Raw genomic sequence first — 17,077 nt, 5'->3', positions numbered from 1 at the left:
TCAGGCGGCCGTCGCCGCGGACTGGTAGATGTCGGGACGCAGCACTTCCATCAGCGTCTGCGGCCGCGCCGGCGCGGCGAAGCCGTACTGCGCATACAGCGCATGCGCATCGGAGGTGGCGAGCATGAAGCGACGCAGGCCTTGCAGCTGCGGGTGGGCCATCACCGCCGCCACCAGTTGCTTGCCGTAGCCGCGGCCGCGGTAGGCGTCGAGCACGAACACGTCGGCGAGATAGCCGAAGGTCGCGCCGTCGGTGATCACCCGGGCGAACGCCACCTGCCCCACGCCATCGAGATGGCCGCCGAAGCACAGCGAACCGGCGATCGCCCGCTGCACCGTGTCCAGCGGGATGCCCAGGCTCCAATAGGCCTGCTCGCTGAGGAAGCGATGGATCAACGGCAGATCCAGTTCCTGCTTGTCGGTGCTGATGCGCAGTGCGTGCATGGGTTCCATCGCAGTGGCCCCCTTCTCCCACCGGGAGAAGGTGCCCCGCAGGGGCGGATGAGGGTACGGGCGAAGCCTGGTAAAGCTGATCGCGCTAGCGGATGAAGAGACTGGCGAAGCTCGCGCAATCAACTAGTGCGAGGCTTCGCCCGTACCCTCACCCCAACCCCTCTCCCGAGGGGAGAGGGGCTCTAAGCGTCAGCGATTGACCTGCGCGTACAGCGTCGAGCTCATCCCGAACAGCTTGATGAAGCCCTCCGCCTCGGCTACGCCCCAGTCCGCCGACTGCGCATAGGTCGCGCCCTTGGCGTTGAGCAGGTGCGGCGACTTCACCGCCACCGCGTCGACGCGGCCGCCGCGGGTCTCCAGCGTCACTTCGCCGTTGACCATCGCCTGCGACGACTTCAGGAAGGCTTCCAGGTCGGTCTTCAGCGGATCGTGATAGAAGCCTTCGTAGACCAGTTCCACCCACTTGCGCGCCACGTCCGGCTTGAAGCGGTTCTGCTGCTTGGTCAGCACCGCGTCCTCCAGCGCGCGGTGCGCGGCCAGCAGCGACACCAGGCCCGGCGCCTCGAACACGATGCGGCCCTTCAGGCCGATCACGGTGTCGCCGGTATACACGCCACGGCCCACGCCGTAGGGCGCGAACAGCTTGTTGAGCTTGGCCAGGATCTGCTCGCCCGGCAGCGCCTTGCCGTCGAGCTCGACCGCCTCGCCCTGCACGAACTTCAGCTTCACCGTCAGCGGCTCGGTCGGCCACGCACTGCGCGGCGCGCACCAGCCGCGGGCGCCCTCGCCCGGCGCTTCCCAGCGGTCGATCTCGCCGCCGGACATGGTCAGGCCGAGCAGGTTCTCGTTGATCGTGTAGGCCTGCTGCTTGGCACGCACGCCGAAGCCACGCTCCTCCAGGTACTTCTGCTCGTAGGCGCGGGTCTGGGTATGTTCCTTCTGGATCTCGCGGATCGGCGCGACGATCTCGTAGTCGCCCAGCGCCTTGACCGCCAGGTCGAAGCGCACCTGGTCGTTGCCCATGCCGGTGCAGCCGTGCGCGATGGTCTTGGTGCCCAGCTCCTCGGCGCGCTTGAGCGCGGCATCGACGATCAGGTAGCGGTCGGACACCAGCAGCGGGTACTGGCCCTGGTAGCCCTCGCCGGCCCACACGAACGGCTTGACGAAGCCGGCCCAGATCGCCGGGCCGCCGTCGACGGTGACGTGGCTGGCCGCACCCAGTTCCGCGGCGCGCTTCTCGATGAAATCGCGCTCCTCGGCATCCACGCCGCCGGTGTCGGCGAACACGGTATGCACCGCATAGCCCTTGGCCTGCAGGTAGGGAATGCAGAAGCTGGTGTCGAGGCCGCCGGAGAAGGCGAGGACGATGTCCTTGGTGCCGGGATTCGGGATTGGGGATTCGGGATTGGTGGAAGCGGTTTGCTGCGACATGGGGGAGTCTCTCTGCGGTTGACTAAGTAGGAACGAACAGGGAAGCCGCTGTGGCGAATCCCCAATCCCGAATCACGAATCCCGGCGGCCCTGGCCTGCCAGCGCCGCCATGATCGCCTTCTGCACATGCAAGCGGTTCTCGGCCTCGTCGATGGCGATGCAGTTGGGCGAATCCATCACCGCGTCGGTGGCCTTGACGTTGCGGCGCAGCGGCAGGCAGTGCGAGAACACGCCGTTGTTGGTCAGCGCCATCTTGCGTTCGTCGACGATGAAGTGCTGGTACTGGTCGCGGATCGGCTTCTCCGGGCCCCAGTTGCCGAAGAACGGCAGCGCGCCCCAGCTCTTGGCGTAGACCACGTCGGCGCCGGCGTAGGCGCTGTCGATGTCGTGGCTGACGGTCAGCGAGCCGCCGCTCTCCTGCACGTTCTGCGCGGCCCAGCCCATGTAGCGCTCGTCGAGCACGTAGTCGGGGGTCGGGCACAGCAGGGTCACGTCCATGCCCAGGCGGGTGGCGATGGTCAGCGCGGAATTGGCCACCGCGGTGTTCAGCGGCTTGGGATGGTAGGTCCAGGTCAGCACGTACTTCTTGCCGCGCAGGTCGCGGGTGCCGAAGTGCTCCTGCAGGGCCAGCGCGTGCGCCAGTTCCTGGCATGGATGGGTGATGGTCTCCATGTTGATCACCGGCACCGGCGAGTACTTGGCGAAGCTCTTCAGCACCACGTCCTCGCGGTCCCTGGCCCAGTCGACGAACTTCGGGAACGCGCGCACGCCGATCAGGTCGACGTAGCGGCCCAGCACCCGCGCCACCTCGGCGATGTGCTCCTCGGTGTCGCCGTCCATCACCGTGCCCAGGTCGAACTCGATCGGCCACGCGTCCTTGCCCGGCTGCAGCACCACCGCGTGGCCGCCCAACTGGAACGCGCCCAGCTCGAAGCTGGTGCGGGTGCGCATGGACGGGTTGAAGAACACCAGCGCGATCGACTTGCCCTTCAGCTCGCTGCCGAGGCGGTTGCGCTTGAACAGCGCCGCCTGGGTCAGCAGCGCGTCGAGCTCGGCGCGGCTCCAGTCCTGGGTGTTCAAGAAGTGCTTCAGAGACATCGATCGATCCTTTGCAGCGGTGGGGACGCGGGACGCGCGGGAGGTGCTGTGGGGTTGTTCTTTACGGGTGAAACTTTTCCGGCCGATGAAAACGAAAAAACCCAGCCTCGGGCTGGGTTTTCAGAACGAACGGCACGACGCTCCGGTTACCCAGCGAGAATGTGGGATTCCGGTCGACGCGCGCGCGACGTCATGCCCGAGGCCATGCGTGCGGCGCTGAGATCGTGCTGGGGCAGGTTCGCTTTCATCGGCGCGCATCCTCGCACGCGCACGCCACAGGCGCAAGCGCACGCGGCGCTCAACGCGGCGGCACCACCACCGCGTCGGGCACGTACGGGGCCACGGAGACGCGGATGCGCAGCCGGTTACCCGGATCTTCCGGCAGCCGCGAGCGGTACTTGGTGCCCTTGTAGACATAGTCCACGTCGTAGGCGATGGGCCGGCGGAACTCGCGGCCGACCTCGACCATCCGGCAGTTGCGTCCGCCGTTCGGCGCCGTGGCCGGCGCAGCGGCCGGGGCCGGCTCCTCGTGGCGGCGGCTGAAGATGTCCTTCACCGAATCCATCAACCGGTTCAAGCGGCTGTCGTCCTCGGCCGGCTTGGGCGCCGGCGCCGCCGGGGCCGGCGCGGGGGCCGGGTCGCATTGCTGCTCGGTGCGGGTGGCGCGCAGGGTCTGGTACACCGGCTCCACATTCAGGACCTGGGCGTAGTCCAGCTTGACGTTCTCGATCACCACCACCCGGTTGCGCGCCTCGGAGTCCTGCGCCCAGGCCGGCGCCGCGGCGCAGGCAAGGAGGCCGACCAGCGGCAACAACGGGTTCAGGCGCATCGGCAGCAGCTTCGCAAGGGCAGACCCACGAGTGTAGGCATGGCGGCTTGCGTCGGGCTGAACGCGAGCCGAAAGGCGCTCCCCGCGCCCGCCCCGGGACGGCTGCCGGTAGAATCGGGCGGTTTCCCCACCGCCGATGCCGATGAGCCTGCGCCTGCACAACAACCTGACCCGCCGGGTCGACGCCTTCGAACCGCTCGATCCGGTGGCCGGCCCGACGCTCTACGTCTGCGGCCCCACCGTCTACAACTACGCGCACATCGGCAACGCCCGTGGCCCGGTGGTGTTCGACGTGCTGGCGGCGCTGCTGCGGCGCCGCTACGGCAAGCTGCGCTATGCCCGCAACATCACCGACGTGGACGACAAGATCAACGCCGCCGCGCAGGCGCAGGGCGTGCCGATCTCGGCCATCACCGACCGCTTCGCCGCCATCTACCGCCAGGACATGGCCGCGCTGGGCGTGACCCCGCCGGATATCGAGCCGGCGGCCACCGCACACATCCCGCACATCGTGGCGATGATCGAGCGGCTGATCGCCAGCGGCCACGCCTACGCGGCAGAAGGCCACGTGCTGTTCGCGGTGGCCAGCTTCGCCGATTACGGCAAGCTGTCGCGACGCGACCCGGAGGAAATGCTGGCCGGCGCCCGCGTCGAGGTGGCCCCGTACAAGCGCGACCCGGGCGACTTCGTGCTGTGGAAGCCCTCCAGCGACGACCTGCCGGGCTGGGACTCGCCGTGGGGCCGCGGCCGCCCCGGCTGGCACATCGAGTGCTCGGCGATGGCCGCCGCGCACCTGGGCGAGACCATCGACATCCATGCCGGCGGCGTCGACCTGCAGTTCCCGCACCACGAGAACGAGATCGCGCAGAGCGAATGCGCCCACGGCGGTGCCCCCTTCGCCCGCGTCTGGCTGCACAACGGCATGCTGACCTTCAGCGGCGCCAAGATGAGCAAGTCGCTGGGCAACATCGAGACCGTGCACGATCTGATCGAGCGGCATCGGCCGGAGGCCCTGCGCTGCGCGCTACTGAGCGCGCACTACCGGCAGCCGCTGGACTGGTCCGACGCTCTGATCCAGGCCCAGGTCGCCCGGCTCGACGGCCTGTACGGAACGCTGCGCGACCTGCTGGGCATCGACGCCGAGGCGGTCATTCCGGCCGAGATCGAAGACGCACTGGACGACGACCTCAACACGCCGCTTGCGCTGTCGGTGCTGTCGAGCCTGGCGACGCAGGCGCGGCAGGCACTGCGCGAGGCGGCGCCGGCCGGCGGCCCCGACCCGGCCGATGCCGCGCAACGTGCCGACGCACTGCGCCAGGCCAAGGCCCGCCTGCTCGGCGCCGGCCTCGCCCTGGGCCTGCTGCAGCAGGATCCGCAGGTCTGGTTCCAGGGCGCCGGCAGCGACGACGACGTCCGCATCCAGGCGCTGATCGACGCCCGCGGCGAGGCCAAGAAGGCCCGCGACTTCGCCCGCGCCGACGCCATCCGCCAGGAACTGGCCGACGCCGGCATTGTCCTGGAGGACACGCCGCAGGGCGTACGTTGGAAGCGTGGGTGACCGGGCGCTCGTAGAAAAAGGGCGCACGGCCGTTCCCTTCTCCCTTCGGGAGAAGGTGCCCCGAAGGGGCGGATGAGGGTACGGGCGAAGCCTTAGAGAGATGAGGCCGAGCGAATGGCATCGACAGTTCGCTACGCTTCGCCCGTACCCTCACCCCAACCCCTCTCCCGGAGGGAGAGGGGCTTTCCATCGCTTGATCTTGGATTGCTGATGACCGATACCGACTTTCCGCTCGAACCCACGCCCGCCGACGCCCAGGCCGCCATCGCCGAGGAATTCGGCTTCTTCGGCGACTGGTCCGAGCGCTACCAGTACCTGATCGACCTGGGCCGCAAGCTGCCCGCCTTTCCCGAGCACTGGAAGACCGAGGAGCATCGCCTGCACGGCTGCCAGTCGATGGTGTGGATCGTGCCCGAGGGCAATGCCGAGCGCCTGGTGTTCCATGCGATCAGCGATTCGGCGATCGTCTCCGGGTTGATCTACCTGGCGCTGCGGGTCTATTCCGGGCGCAGCGCCGCGGACATCCTCGCCACCGCGCCGGACTTCGTCGCCGCCATCGGCCTGGGCAAGCATCTGTCGCCGACCCGCAGCAACGGCCTGGCCGCGCTGCTGGCCTTCATCCAGGACACCGCGCGCGCCCAGCAGGCATGAGCGCGCCGCTGCCCACCCCACCGCAGACCTTGCGCACGCTGCTGGCGCACCCCGGCTTCGCCCTGGTGCTGGCCTACCGCATCCTGGCGATGCTGTCCTACCAGGTCGTCGCGGTCACGGTCGGCTGGCACATCTACGAGATCACCCGCGATCCGTTCTCGCTGGGCCTGATCGGGCTGGCCGAGATCCTGCCGTTCTTCTGCATCGCCCCGTTCGCCGGCTACCTGGTCGACCACCTGCCGCGGCGCTACCTGGGCATGCTGGCCAGCGTCGGCCTGGTCGCCACCGCCGCTGTGCTGCTGGCGGTGAGCCGCGGCTGGCTGTCGGCGCAGGGCGTGTGGCCGATCTACGCGGCGATCGCGCTGACCGGCGCCGCGCGCGCCTTCCTGTCGCCGGTGTACAACGCGCTGTTCGCCCGCGTCCTGCCGCGCGAGGCCTATGCGCGCGGCGCCAGCGTCGGCAGCGTGGCGTTCCAGGCCGGCATGGTGATCGGCCCGGCGCTGGGCGGCCTGCTGGTCGGCTGGGGCGGCAAGAGCCTGGCCTATGGCACCGCCATCGGCGCCTCCACCGCGGCGCTGCTGGCGCTGTGGCTACTGCGCGTGTCCGAGCCGGTGCACGAAGGCCCGCGCGCACCGATCTTCCGCAGCATCGCCGAAGGTGCGCAGTTCGTGTTCTCCAACCAGATCATGCTCGGCGCGATGGCCCTGGACATGTTCTCGGTGCTGCTGGGCGGCGCGGTGTCGATGCTGCCGGCCTTCATCCACGACATCCTGCACTACGGCCCCGAGGGCCTGGGCATCCTGCGCGGGGCACCGGCACTGGGTTCGATCCTGGTCGGCGTGTGGCTGGCGCGGCACCCGCTGCAGCGCAATGCCGGACGCGTGCTGCTACTGGCAGTGGCCGGTTTCGGCCTGTGCACCATCGCCTTCGGCCTGTCGCGGCACTTCTGGCTGTCGGCGGCGATCCTGCTGGCCTACGGCATGTGCGACGGGGTCTCGGTGATCGTGCGCCAGACCATCCTGCAGTTGGCCACGCCGGACGCGATGCGCGGCCGCGTGTCCTCGATCAACGGCATCTTCATCGGCTCGTCGAACGAACTGGGCGCGTTCTACGACGGCGTGATGGCGCGATTGATCGGACTGGTGCCGGCCGTGGTGCTGGGCGGCTGCGTCACGCTTGGCGTGGTCGGCGTTACCAGTTGGAAAGCGCCCAAGCTGCGCAATCTGGATCTGCGCGATCTGCAGTAGGCCCGGCTGACGGCGCGCGTGCGCGTCGTCGCCTCTCCGGCGCGAAACAACTCGGCCCTGAGGCATCACGCGCCCTGGCGCCGATGCATGATCCGCACCGCGCCGCTTCCTCGATTCGCCACAACGACCACGCTCAGCGCGCGGCCGTCACCGCGCGGGCCTGCGCCTCGTCGTCGGCCCAGGCATGCGCGCAATCCGGCACGCCGGCCGGCTGCACCAGGCCGCCCTGCCCCTCCAGAAACCGGCAGGTGGCGGCGAACACCGCCGGCACGGCATGCGAGCGGATCGGCGAGGCCAGCACGTGATTGTCCGCCCTAGGAAAGTCCACTGCCTGGCGCAAGGCCGGTGGCGTTCCCAGCTGCTTGAACATCGCCTGCAGCGCCGCCACCGACACCGTGCGGTCCTGGTGCTGCGGGTCGCGATAGTAGTAGCCCAGGAACACCGGCACATGGATGCGCGCATAGGTCGCCGACTGCATGCCGCCGCGGGTCAGCGCTGCCAGCGCGCGGTAGCCGTCCAGGTGCGTGGCGTCCGCCCAGTAGGCACTGTCGACCGGATAGCGCAGGATCGGATCACCGCCGTTGTGCGTCCACGCCAACAGTTGCGCGCCCCACGGCCACAGCATCGGCTGCAACTGGTCGCCGTACTCGCGTACCAGCGGCGACCACAGCACCAGCGCCTGCACCTGGCGCGGATTCGCCGCCACCGCCTGCACCGCCAGCGCGCCGCCCATCGAATTGCCGATCACCACCACCCGATCGCCGAGCACCCGCGCCACCGCCAGCGCCTCGGCCGCACCGGCAAGCAGGCGCCCGGCATCGACCCCACGCAGCGCATCGGCCGCGACCAAGCCGTGCCCGGGCAGGCGCGGCAGATACAGATTGCAGCCGAAGCTGCGCGCCAGCCGCACGTGCGTGGGCGCGCCCTCGCCCTGGCTGGCGGTAAAGCCGTGCAGATAGACCATGGCGCACGCGCGGCGCCCCGGATGCGCCGGATCGGCCCAGACGATCCGCGCCTGGTTGTCGGGGCGCAGCCCCGGCGTGGCGCGTTCGCGCGCATCGATCCAGGCCTGCAGCGCCAGCGGATCCTGCGGCACCGCCGGCGCCGCCACCTGCGGCAGGGCCACGCTGACCCGTGGACCCAGCGCAATGACCGCGAGCAACAACAAGGCGATCAGGATCGGCAAGCGCCAGCGACGGCGGCGCGTGCGCACGGACGGCTCGGCCAGGTCGGCATTGCGGTTCAAGGACGGCACTCCATTATCGACGCAACCCCGGATACATGATTGAAATAATTTGCATGAAATGACATTGATTGCCAGCATCGACACGGCGATATACCACTTGCCGCATTATGCGACACCGTCATGACAGGCACATTTAAAACCTTTCTACCGCTATCGAAGACGCTGCAATTCCTGCACTAAACAGCTGAATTTCAAGATTAAGTCAGCAACCCGCCAACACCACGATAGCGCAATTTGTAGACAAAATAAAAAGCCATCAAACACGGAAAGGATGACGAAAGAAGCCGCCGAAATTATCTCCCACGAATTAAGTTTCAACCCGCTTTTCGGAATGGACGCGCGACGCCGCCAACCCGGCAGACAACCACCTATTGAAGTTCTCCACATGAAAGCCTTTGGGTTACCGTGCATAGGCATGGCGTTGGCATTCGCTATTGCCGTACCAGGATCGTTGCACGCGCATCAAGCCTCTTCCCAAGCAGATGGAGAACAGGCGATCGCGTATGTACTGAAGAACGACATCGTCTTGTCGAGGCTCTTCGGCAGCTGCCCCGCATTGAAATTTGCCAGCACCGGTGTCGAAGGGAACAACGCCTTCCTGATCGAAGGCAACTGCGACATCAAGAACAACCCAGAGGAAGATGCGGACTGCCCCGCCTATCACATCCGTGCACTGGGGACGATGGACACGCCGTCGCGTTGGACGGTACGTCAACTTGACCTGACCTTGGCGTGCTCCAACGAGGGAGCGCCGAAGGGGCAGCGGATGTAATCGCCGCGCAGGCGCTTACGGCGTCGGTGCAGACGCAGTGGCGAAAATCCGACCTCGGAAATGATCACCACGATCACCACCAATTCGGGCCTGAATCCGTCCGATCAGTGGTCGTCGTTGAACAGCGACCAGCGCAACGCGTTCATCACCGCCTACGGGCACCGCGAAGGCTGGCACGGCAACTGACTCACCCTGTGGCGAGGACGGGAGCGCTCCCGTCCTCGCCACGCACTACCGTCACGGAGATTTCTCATGGCATCCCGGTTCTTCCCGCTGTTCGGCCTGCTCGCTCTCTTCATGGCCTACTCGCAGGCGCATGCCGCCGGCAGCGATGCGGCGGCCTGCATGCATGCGCTGCATCAGGCCCTTGCAGGCACTAGCAGCGCCGCCACCCTGCCCCCGCCGTGCGCGCGTCTCGGACCAGTCGCGCTCGGCACGCGCAAACAACAGGTGCTGGCCGCACTGGGGCAGCCGGACATCACCCGCAGCGATGCGGCACATCCGGACACGCTCAGTGTGGTGTATCTGTACCCGCGCGGGTTCAACGCGCAACTGGCGCAGCAACCGCAGCCGGCAACCGCTCTCCGCTACAGTCAATTGGCGGTGCGCTTTCGCAACGACCGGGTCACCAACCTGATCGCCTTCGCCAATGCAGATGCCCCGTTACCGTTCGATCTGCTCGGCCAGCCAGCCGGCACGCACATCGACCGGGTATTGCAGGCCATCGGCGGGCAGCCGCAATGGAACGCCAGCCGCGACTACGTGCAGTTCGCCGCGATGCCGCTGGGCCTGGAGGTCGATCCGGAGACGTCGGCCCTCATCGGGGTATACGTCGCAGCCACCAAGCAGGACCTGGACAGTTTCGCCCTCCCCGGCTTGCAGATCAGCAAGGACGCGCAAAGCGGGTTGGTCAACGGCGTGCGCTGAAGGGCGCCGTCGCTCACGCCGCGGTGTAGCCACCACGCGACGCCCCATTCACGCAGAGGAAGGCGGCTCGTCGCGCAGGATCGGCCCGCGGCCGAGCATCACGTCGATGCCGCGGCGCCGGTTTCCACAGGCGGCATCGCGACAGGCGAACTGCCTGGACCGGCGATGAGGTGACCAAAACGCAAAGCCCCGCGCGAGCGGGGCCTTGCCTTGACGCATTGAAGGCGGAGATCGCTCAGTCGCCCTGCTGCTTCTGCAGGTGCTCCCAGCGCTCCTGCGCGTCGATGGTGCGCTCAGCGGTCAGGCGCGCCTCCAGGCGCTCCAGGCCGATCTCTTCGCCGGTGTCCACGCAGTAGCCGTAGTCGCCGGCGTCCAGACGCTTGAGCGTGCTGTCGATCTTGCCGATCAGCTTGCGGTAGCGGTCGCGGGTCCGCAGCTCCAGCGAGTTCTCGGTCTCGCGGGTCGCGCGCTCGGCTTCGTCGCCGATGTCGCGGACTTCGTCGCGCAGGTTCTCGATGGTCTGCTTGGATTCCTCGACCAGATCGGCGCGCCAGGTGAGCAGGCGCTGGCGGAAGTACTCCTGCTGCAGCGCGCTCATGTACTCCTCGTCCGCCGCCGGCTTGTAGCCCTTGGGCAGGATCGGGCGGCCGGTGGCCTCGTCGGTCTTGTACTCGACCACCTTGTACTTGGCCGGCTTGGCCGGCGTGTTCGACTTGGCGGTCACGGCCACGGCGACCTTGCCGGTGGGCTTGGCGACCGGCGCCTTCGGGGTGGATTCGGACTTGGTGGGGGTTTTCGCGGAGGATTTCGAAACGGACACGGGATTCTTTTGTGGCGGGGTCGACGGCGCGGCGGGCTTGGCGGCAACGGGCTTGGGGGCCGGTGCTGCGGCAGGCGCGGCGGGCTTGACCGGGACAGGCTTGGCCGCAGCCGGCTTGGGCGCCGACTTCGGTACGGAGGTGGTCACCGCGGGTGCAACGGGGGCGGTGGCCGGTTTGGATTTGGCTGGAGCGGTCGCGGCCTTGGCCACGGGCTTGGCCGCCGGTGTCTTCTTCGCTGCCGGCTTGGCCGCGGACGCGGGCTTGGCCGAGGCCTTGGCGACCGCGATCGGCTTGGCGGGCGCCTTCTTGGCCGGGGCTTTCTTGGCGGGAGCGGACTTGGCCGGCGCCGCCGCGACCGGCTTGGCCGCCGGCTTCTTGGCCACGGCCTTGCTGGCCGACTTGGCCGGGGCGACCTTGGCCGCCGGCTTCGCAGGCGCGGCTTTCTTCGGCGGTTTGCTGGCGGCGGACACCGTCGCTTTCTTGGCGACGGGCTTGGCAGGCTTCTTGGCGGCCTGGACGGCCTTCTTTGCAGGTTTTTTAGCAGCCACGAACGCTCTTCCTTGGTCTTCCCGGGGCCCGGGAAAGCGGGCCTTTATAGCCTACCCTACCCCCCGCGGCAACAACGCGGCGTATACGCCGAGCGACCCGCCTAGTCGAGCACAGTGGCATATCATGGTGGCGTGATCGCCCGCGCTCTCATCGCCCTGCTGCGCCTGTACCAGCGCTTCATCAGCCCGCTGCTCGGGCCACGCTGCCGTTTCGTGCCCAGTTGCTCGGCATACGCGGTAACCGCCATCGCCCGTTTCGGCGCAGTGCGCGGCGGCTGGATGGCCGCCCGTCGCGTCGGCCGCTGCCACCCCTTCCATCCTGGCGGGTTCGACCCGGTGCCCGACCCCACGGCGCCGCCACCCTGCCGCTGCCGAGGAAAACACTGATGTCCGCTTCCACATTGATCGTCAACGCGCGCCTGGTCAACGAAGGCCGCGAAACCCAGGGCGACCTGCGCATCGCCGACGGCCGCATCGCCGCGATCGCCCCGCAACTGGCCGCGCGCGAGGGCGAGACCGTGGTCGACGCCGCCGGGCGCTGGCTGCTGCCCGGAATGATCGACGACCAGGTGCACTTCCGCGAACCCGGCCTGACCCACAAGGGCGACATCGCCACCGAATCGGCGGCGGCGGTGGCCGGCGGCCTGACCAGCTTCATGGACATGCCCAACACCAACCCGCCGACGCTCGACGCCGCCGCGCTGCAGGCCAAGTACGACGCCGCGCACGGTCGCGCCTGGGGCAACTACGGCTTCTACCTGGGCGCCAGCAACGACAACCTGGCCGCGATCCAGACCCTGGACCCGAAGACCGCGCCCGGCATCAAGGTGTTCATGGGCGCCTCCACCGGCAACATGCTGGTCGACAACCCGCAGACCCTGGATGCGATCTTCCGCGACGCGCCGACGCCGATCATCACCCACTGCGAAGACACCCCGACCATCGACGCGACCCTGGCCGCGTTCAGGCAGAAGTACGGCGACGCGCTGACCCCGGACATGCACCCGGACATCCGCTCCCGCGAGGCCTGCCTGAAGTCCTCGCAGCTGGCGGTGTCGCTGGCGAAGAAGCACGGCACCCGCCTGCACGTGCTGCACATCTCCACCGCCGACGAACTGGCGCTGTTCACCCCCGGCCCGATCCAGGGCAAGCGCATCACCGCCGAGACCTGCATCCATTTCCTGCGCTTCGACCGCGCCGACTACGCCACGCTCGGCAACCTGATCAAGTGCAACCCGGCGATCAAGGACGCCAGCGACCGCGAGGCGCTGATCCGCGCGATCGCCGAGGACGTGATCGACGTGCTCGCCACCGACCACGCCCCGCACACCTGGGAAGAGAAGAGCAAGCCGTACGCGCAGGCGCCGTCCGGCCTGCCGCTGGTGCAGTACGCGCTGGTCGCGGCGCTGGAACTGGTCCACGAAGGCCGGCTCAGCGTGGCCCAGGTGGTGCACAAGTTCGCGCACGCGCCGGCGCTGCTGTTCGACGTGCACGAGCGCGGCTTCCTGCGCGAGGGCTACCACGCCGACCTGGTGCTGATCGACGACACCGCGTTCACCGTGCGCCGCGAGGACGTGCTGTCCAAGTGCGGCTGGTCGCCGTTCGAAGGCCGCAGCTTCCGCTCCAGGATCGCCGCGACCTGGATCAACGGCGTGCTGGCCTGGGACGGCACCCGCCTGGTCGGCAGCCCCAACGGGCAGCGCCTGGCGTTCGACCGCTGATGCGCGGCGCCCTGGTGGCCGGCGCCGCACTGGCGCTGGTCCTGCTGACCGCACCGCTCGCCCCGGCGCTGCACGCGCAGACGCCGGCCGCGGCCGGTGCCGAAGCGCGCAGCGTGTTCCCGCGCAGCGCCTCGCAGGGCGCGCTGGTGATCGGCAAGGTCGCGCCGGGCAGCCGCGTGCAATACGCCGGACGCACCCTGCGGGTCAGCGACTACGGCAGCGTGGTGTTCGGCATCGGCCGCGACGAGCGCGGCCCGCTGCGCATCGCGGTGCAACGCCCGGATGGGGCGACCGAGACCGTCGAGATCGCGGTGACGCCGCGCGACTGGCCGCTGGAACAGGTCAACGGGGTGCCGCCGAAGACGGTGAACCCGCCGCCGGCGATCGCCGAACGGATCAAGCGCGAACAGGCCCAGGTCACCGCCGCACGCGACCGCGACGATCCGCGTACCGATTTCGCCGCGCCCTTCATCTGGCCGGTGCAGGGCCGCATCAGCGGCCGCTTCGGCAACGCCCGGGTCTACAACGGCCAGCCCGGCGCCGGGCATTCGGGCATGGACATCGCCGTGCCGACCGGCACCCCGGTCAAGGCCCCGGCCGCCGGCGTCATCACCTTCGCCGCTCCCGACCTGTACCTGACCGGCGGCACCGTGCTGCTGGATCACGGCTACGGCGTCAGCTCTAACTTCCTGCATTTGTCGCGAATCGACGTGAAGGTCGGCGACCGCATCGCCCAGGGTCAGGTGATCGGCGCGGTCGGCGCCACCGGGCGCGCGACCGGGCCGCATCTGCATTGGGGGATGAATTGGTTCGATGTGCGCATCGATCCGTTGTTGGTGCTGGAGCGCACGAAGCAGCCGTAGAACGTTGGTGCGTCAGGTGCATCGGCGCGCGTGGCCAGGAGGCCGCACCCTCACCCCGCCCCCTCTCCCAATGGGAGCGAGGCAAGCGCTCTCCCTTCTCCCCTCGGGAGAAGGTGCCCCGAAGGGGCGGATGAGGGTACGAGCGCAGCCTCAATGCGCTGCGCGCAGCCTTTCAGCTACGCCGACGTGGGCACCTCGAGCAGGCGCCCCAGCACCACGTGCGAGGGGCTGTTGGCCAGGTCCAGCGGCATGACCAGCTTGGGATTGGGATGCGGCAAGGGCGTGCCCGGCGCTTCTTCGCCGGCTTCGCGCAGCAGACTGCCGTTGTCTTCCACCTGATCGGTGACCGGCGCCAGCGGCGGCAGGTCGAGTCCGGCGCGGACCGCGTTGGCGCGACGCAGCAAGTCGTCGTCGGCAACCGTGGTCAGCGCCGAGGCCGCCAGGCTGGCCGGTGCGCCCTCCACCGCCGCCAGGCGCTGCGCAATGTCGCCCAGGGCCTGCTGCCGCTGCGGATGCAGCAATTGCCATACTTCCTGCCACAGCGCCTTCCAGTCCAGGTGCGGGAACGGCATGTGGGTCGGCCCGCTGAGCACGATCTGCGGCGCCAGCCGGCCCGGCGGCGTCGCATCGCATTCGGCCAGCGCGCGGTACACCACTTCGCTGCACACCATGTGCGAGGGGTTGTCGCGGACCAGATGGTCCAGCGCCTCGCGCACCACGATCCGCGCCAGCCAGTGCTGCGGCCACTTGCCGCGTATGGCGACCAGCAGGCCGAGCGTGGCCAGGCTGTCCAGCGGGTACGGGACGCCTAGCAGCGACTGCGCCTTCGCCAGCACGCTGGCGCGATCGGCATCGTCCAGCGCCACGCCGGCGTAGCTGAGCGGCCGGTAGGCGTCGATGATCAGGTAGTTGGTGGTGTCGGTCAGCCGCTGCGACAGCGGATAGCGGCGCACGCCGCTGGCCGCCGCCTCGATCAGATCGCCGTTGTCGGCAACGATGGCGGCATGGCTGTAGATGCTGTCGCCGCACCAGGCGATCAGTTCGGAGACCGGGCCGCAGCCCAGTTGCAACAGGATGTCGCCGACCTGCAACTGATCGGGAGCGAACGCGGGCAAAGCGGGCTGTGCAGTCATGGCTGAGGCTCCTTGGTGGGTGACGCGGTGGATGGGGAAACGCTGACTCGGTTGCGGCCGGCGGCCTTGCTGGCGTAGAGCGCGGCATCGGCCCGCTGCAACAGCGCCGCGGCGCTCTCGCCGCGCTGCCATTGCGCCACGCCGACGCTCAGCGTGCATGACAGCGCCTGGCCCTCGCGCGGCAGCGGCTGCGCGGCGATGTGCTGGCGGATGTCCTCGGCCACGCGCCGCGCGGCCTCCAGGGTGGCGCCGGGCATCAGCAGCAACATCTCGTCGCCACCCTGGCGGCCGAGCGTGTCGCTGCTGCGCAGACGCGCCCGCGCGCAGGCGGCGACCCAGCGCAGGCAGGCGTCGCCGCCGGCGTGGCCATGGAGGTCGTTGATGCGCTTGAAATCGTCGATGTCGATGTAGGCCAGCGCCAGCGGCTGCGCGTGGCGCGCGGCGTCCTCCAGCGCCTCGGCCAGGCGCTGCTGCAGCGCCGCGCGGGTGAGCATGCCGGTGAGTTCGTCCACCATCGCCAGGCGGCTGGCGCGGTCGCGGTCGCGCCGCAGTTCCAGGATCTGCTCGGCCAGGCCGAAGGTCACCAGCAGGCAGGAGATCGCCAGCGCCAGGCTGATGCCGTGCGCCAGCACCGGTGCGGCCAGGTCCAGGCGCAACCACCCGGTCAGTTCCAGGCAGCGCAGCACGCACAGCATCCACAGCGGGGTCCACGAGGCCAGCAACGGCCAGGCGTAGCGCTGCCCGCGCAAGGCCAGCAACAGGCAGCACGGCAGCAGCAGCGCGGCGCCGACGATCAGCCCGAGATTGCCCAGCACACTCAGCACCGCCGCGTCCGACAGCAGGCAGGCGATGGCGATGACCAGCAAATACAGCGCACACAGCCGCAGCACCCGGTCCAGCCGCGGCAGTTGCCGCTGCATCTCCAGTTGCCGGCGCTGGAAGGTGATGATGAAGAAGCCGCCGAGCGCGGCGACGATGCGCATCGGCGTCGGCGAGGACGCGAACACGCTGGCCAGGTCCGGCACCGCGCGCGCCTCGCCGCCGAGGCCGAGCAGGTACAGCAGCACGCACATCACGTTGGCGGTGAAGTACCCATAGATCGGCTCGCGCAGGCGTGCCCACAGCGCGATCGCCAGGATCGCCAGCACCGCGGTCGAGCCGAGGATGAAGGCACGCCAGCCGACGTAGCGCAGGTCCTCGCGCTGCACCTGGGCCAGCGGCACGATGCCCACCGGCATCGGCATCGCCGCCGGCGCATGCACCCGCAGCCAGATCGAGGCGCCGGCCGGCAGCCCGCGCGGCAAGGCAATCACCAGGGCGCGCGTCGAGTAGCGCAGGTCCGCGTCGGCGCCGTAGATCGCGTGCCGGGTCGGCGCGGTGCGGCCCGGCACCCAGGCCTCGACCCGGGTCAGGTAGGGCGCCTGCAGCACCAGCTGCGGCTGGCCCTCGCTGCCGATCGCACGGTCGGCGCGGATGCGCCACCAGGTCGGTCGCTTGCTGCGCTCGTACAGGGTCGCGCCGTGGCCGGCATCGGCGAACGCGGCATCGTGGCGCCCCGCCACCACCTCCGGCGCCGGCGGGTCGGCGGCCAGCCGTTGCAACAGCAGCTCCTGCCCCAACGCCGACCCGACCATCCCCAGGCACAGCAGCAGGCAGCACCAACGGCACAGGCGCTTCAATCGACGGGCTTCCAAATGAGATCCGCGTCGAGCGTAGCGCACGCCGCGGCGGCGCTCGTATCCAAATTCACGGCGCCATCACGCACGCAGCACGCTCGCG

Annotated in this window: 17 protein-coding genes; 9 read left to right on the top strand and 8 right to left on the bottom strand. The window is 69.1% G+C overall.

Annotated elements, in window-relative coordinates:
• From AC1PLR_RS07965 to AC1PLR_RS07950, 4 genes are all read right to left on the bottom strand, one after another.
• The gene (locus AC1PLR_RS07965; RefSeq protein WP_481103204.1) at positions 1-453 is read right to left on the bottom strand and encodes a GNAT family N-acetyltransferase; all 453 of its coding nucleotides are present in this window, start codon (positions 451-453) and stop codon (positions 1-3) included.
• Positions 454-642: 189 nt separating this feature from the next.
• Entirely contained in the window at positions 643-1,884 is a 1,242-nt protein-coding gene (locus AC1PLR_RS07960) for an argininosuccinate synthase (protein ID WP_481103203.1), read from the bottom strand.
• Positions 1,885-1,956: 72 nt separating this feature from the next.
• A complete protein-coding gene (locus AC1PLR_RS07955) occupies positions 1,957-2,982 on the bottom strand; it encodes an N-acetylornithine carbamoyltransferase (RefSeq protein ID WP_481103202.1) in 1,026 nt (341 codons plus the stop codon).
• 298 nt (positions 2,983-3,280) lie between these two features.
• Positions 3,281-3,811 (bottom strand): hypothetical protein, encoded by a 531-nt coding sequence (locus AC1PLR_RS07950; RefSeq protein ID WP_010343560.1) that lies wholly within the window; start codon positions 3,809-3,811, stop codon positions 3,281-3,283.
• A gap of 142 nt (positions 3,812-3,953) precedes the next feature.
• On the opposite strand from AC1PLR_RS07950, the gene cysS reads away from it, so the two are divergent.
• The 3 genes from cysS (at position 3,954) to AC1PLR_RS07935 (ending at position 7,267) form a co-directional block, all read left to right on the top strand.
• Complete coding sequence (gene cysS, locus AC1PLR_RS07945) at positions 3,954-5,369, top strand: cysteine--tRNA ligase (RefSeq protein ID WP_481103201.1); 1,416 nt, start codon at positions 3,954-3,956, stop codon at positions 5,367-5,369.
• Between the two features lie 210 nt (positions 5,370-5,579).
• Entirely contained in the window at positions 5,580-6,020 is a 441-nt protein-coding gene (locus AC1PLR_RS07940; protein WP_017912501.1) for a SufE family protein, read from the top strand.
• Positions 6,017-7,267: an MFS transporter gene (locus tag AC1PLR_RS07935; RefSeq protein ID WP_481103200.1), complete on the top strand. Its 1,251-nt coding sequence runs from the start codon at positions 6,017-6,019 to the stop codon at positions 7,265-7,267. The genes AC1PLR_RS07940 and AC1PLR_RS07935 overlap by 4 nt, the downstream gene beginning before the upstream one ends.
• 133 nt (positions 7,268-7,400) lie before the next feature.
• Here the strand turns inward: AC1PLR_RS07935 and AC1PLR_RS07930 are convergent, their stop codons facing one another.
• On the bottom strand, positions 7,401-8,513 hold the full coding sequence (locus tag AC1PLR_RS07930) for an alpha/beta hydrolase (protein WP_481103199.1): 1,113 nt from the start codon (positions 8,511-8,513) through the stop codon (positions 7,401-7,403).
• A 271-nt stretch (positions 8,514-8,784) separates the two neighbouring features.
• Here AC1PLR_RS07930 and AC1PLR_RS07925 point away from each other — a divergent pair, with 271 nt between their 5' ends.
• From AC1PLR_RS07925 to AC1PLR_RS07915, 3 genes are all read left to right on the top strand, one after another.
• Entirely contained in the window at positions 8,785-9,285 is a 501-nt protein-coding gene (locus AC1PLR_RS07925) for a hypothetical protein (RefSeq protein ID WP_481069302.1), read from the top strand.
• Positions 9,286-9,345: 60 nt separating this feature from the next.
• Complete coding sequence (locus AC1PLR_RS07920; protein ID WP_019799365.1) at positions 9,346-9,471, top strand: hypothetical protein; 126 nt, start codon at positions 9,346-9,348, stop codon at positions 9,469-9,471.
• Between the two features lie 66 nt (positions 9,472-9,537).
• The gene (locus AC1PLR_RS07915; protein WP_481103198.1) at positions 9,538-10,212 is read left to right on the top strand and encodes a secreted signal peptide protein; all 675 of its coding nucleotides are present in this window, start codon (positions 9,538-9,540) and stop codon (positions 10,210-10,212) included.
• 235 nt (positions 10,213-10,447) lie between these two features.
• On the opposite strand, the gene dksA is transcribed toward AC1PLR_RS07915, so the two are convergent.
• Positions 10,448-11,581 carry an RNA polymerase-binding protein DksA gene (gene dksA, locus AC1PLR_RS07910; RefSeq protein ID WP_481098465.1) on the bottom strand — a complete coding sequence of 378 codons (1,134 nt, stop codon included), beginning with the start codon at positions 11,579-11,581 and terminating at the stop codon, positions 10,448-10,450.
• Positions 11,582-11,695: 114 nt separating this feature from the next.
• Here dksA and yidD point away from each other — a divergent pair, with 114 nt between their 5' ends.
• From yidD to AC1PLR_RS07895, 3 genes are read left to right on the top strand one after another with little or no spacing between them, the layout of a single operon-like run.
• Complete coding sequence (gene yidD / locus AC1PLR_RS07905; protein ID WP_481103197.1) at positions 11,696-11,968, top strand: membrane protein insertion efficiency factor YidD; 273 nt, start codon at positions 11,696-11,698, stop codon at positions 11,966-11,968.
• Positions 11,968-13,302, top strand: coding sequence for a dihydroorotase (locus AC1PLR_RS07900; protein WP_481103196.1), 1,335 nt, complete (start codon positions 11,968-11,970; stop codon positions 13,300-13,302). The genes yidD and AC1PLR_RS07900 overlap by 1 nt, the downstream gene beginning before the upstream one ends.
• The gene (locus tag AC1PLR_RS07895) at positions 13,302-14,165 is read left to right on the top strand and encodes a M23 family metallopeptidase (RefSeq protein WP_481103195.1); all 864 of its coding nucleotides are present in this window, start codon (positions 13,302-13,304) and stop codon (positions 14,163-14,165) included. The genes AC1PLR_RS07900 and AC1PLR_RS07895 overlap by 1 nt, the downstream gene beginning before the upstream one ends.
• Before the next feature lie 176 nt (positions 14,166-14,341).
• On the opposite strand, the gene AC1PLR_RS07890 is transcribed toward AC1PLR_RS07895, so the two are convergent.
• Positions 14,342-15,298, bottom strand: a complete 957-nt coding sequence (locus AC1PLR_RS07890; RefSeq protein WP_481103194.1) for a hypothetical protein — start codon at positions 15,296-15,298, stop codon at positions 14,342-14,344.
• A complete protein-coding gene (locus AC1PLR_RS07885; RefSeq protein WP_481103193.1) occupies positions 15,295-16,977 on the bottom strand; it encodes a sensor domain-containing diguanylate cyclase in 1,683 nt (560 codons plus the stop codon). The genes AC1PLR_RS07890 and AC1PLR_RS07885 overlap by 4 nt, the downstream gene beginning before the upstream one ends.
• Positions 16,978-17,077: the final 100 nt, after the last annotated feature.

It is taken from the genome of Xanthomonas sp. NCPPB 3570, assembly GCF_056725115.1.
Note: the sequence above shows the minus strand (reverse complement) of the source record. Positions and strands in the feature narration are given on the sequence as shown.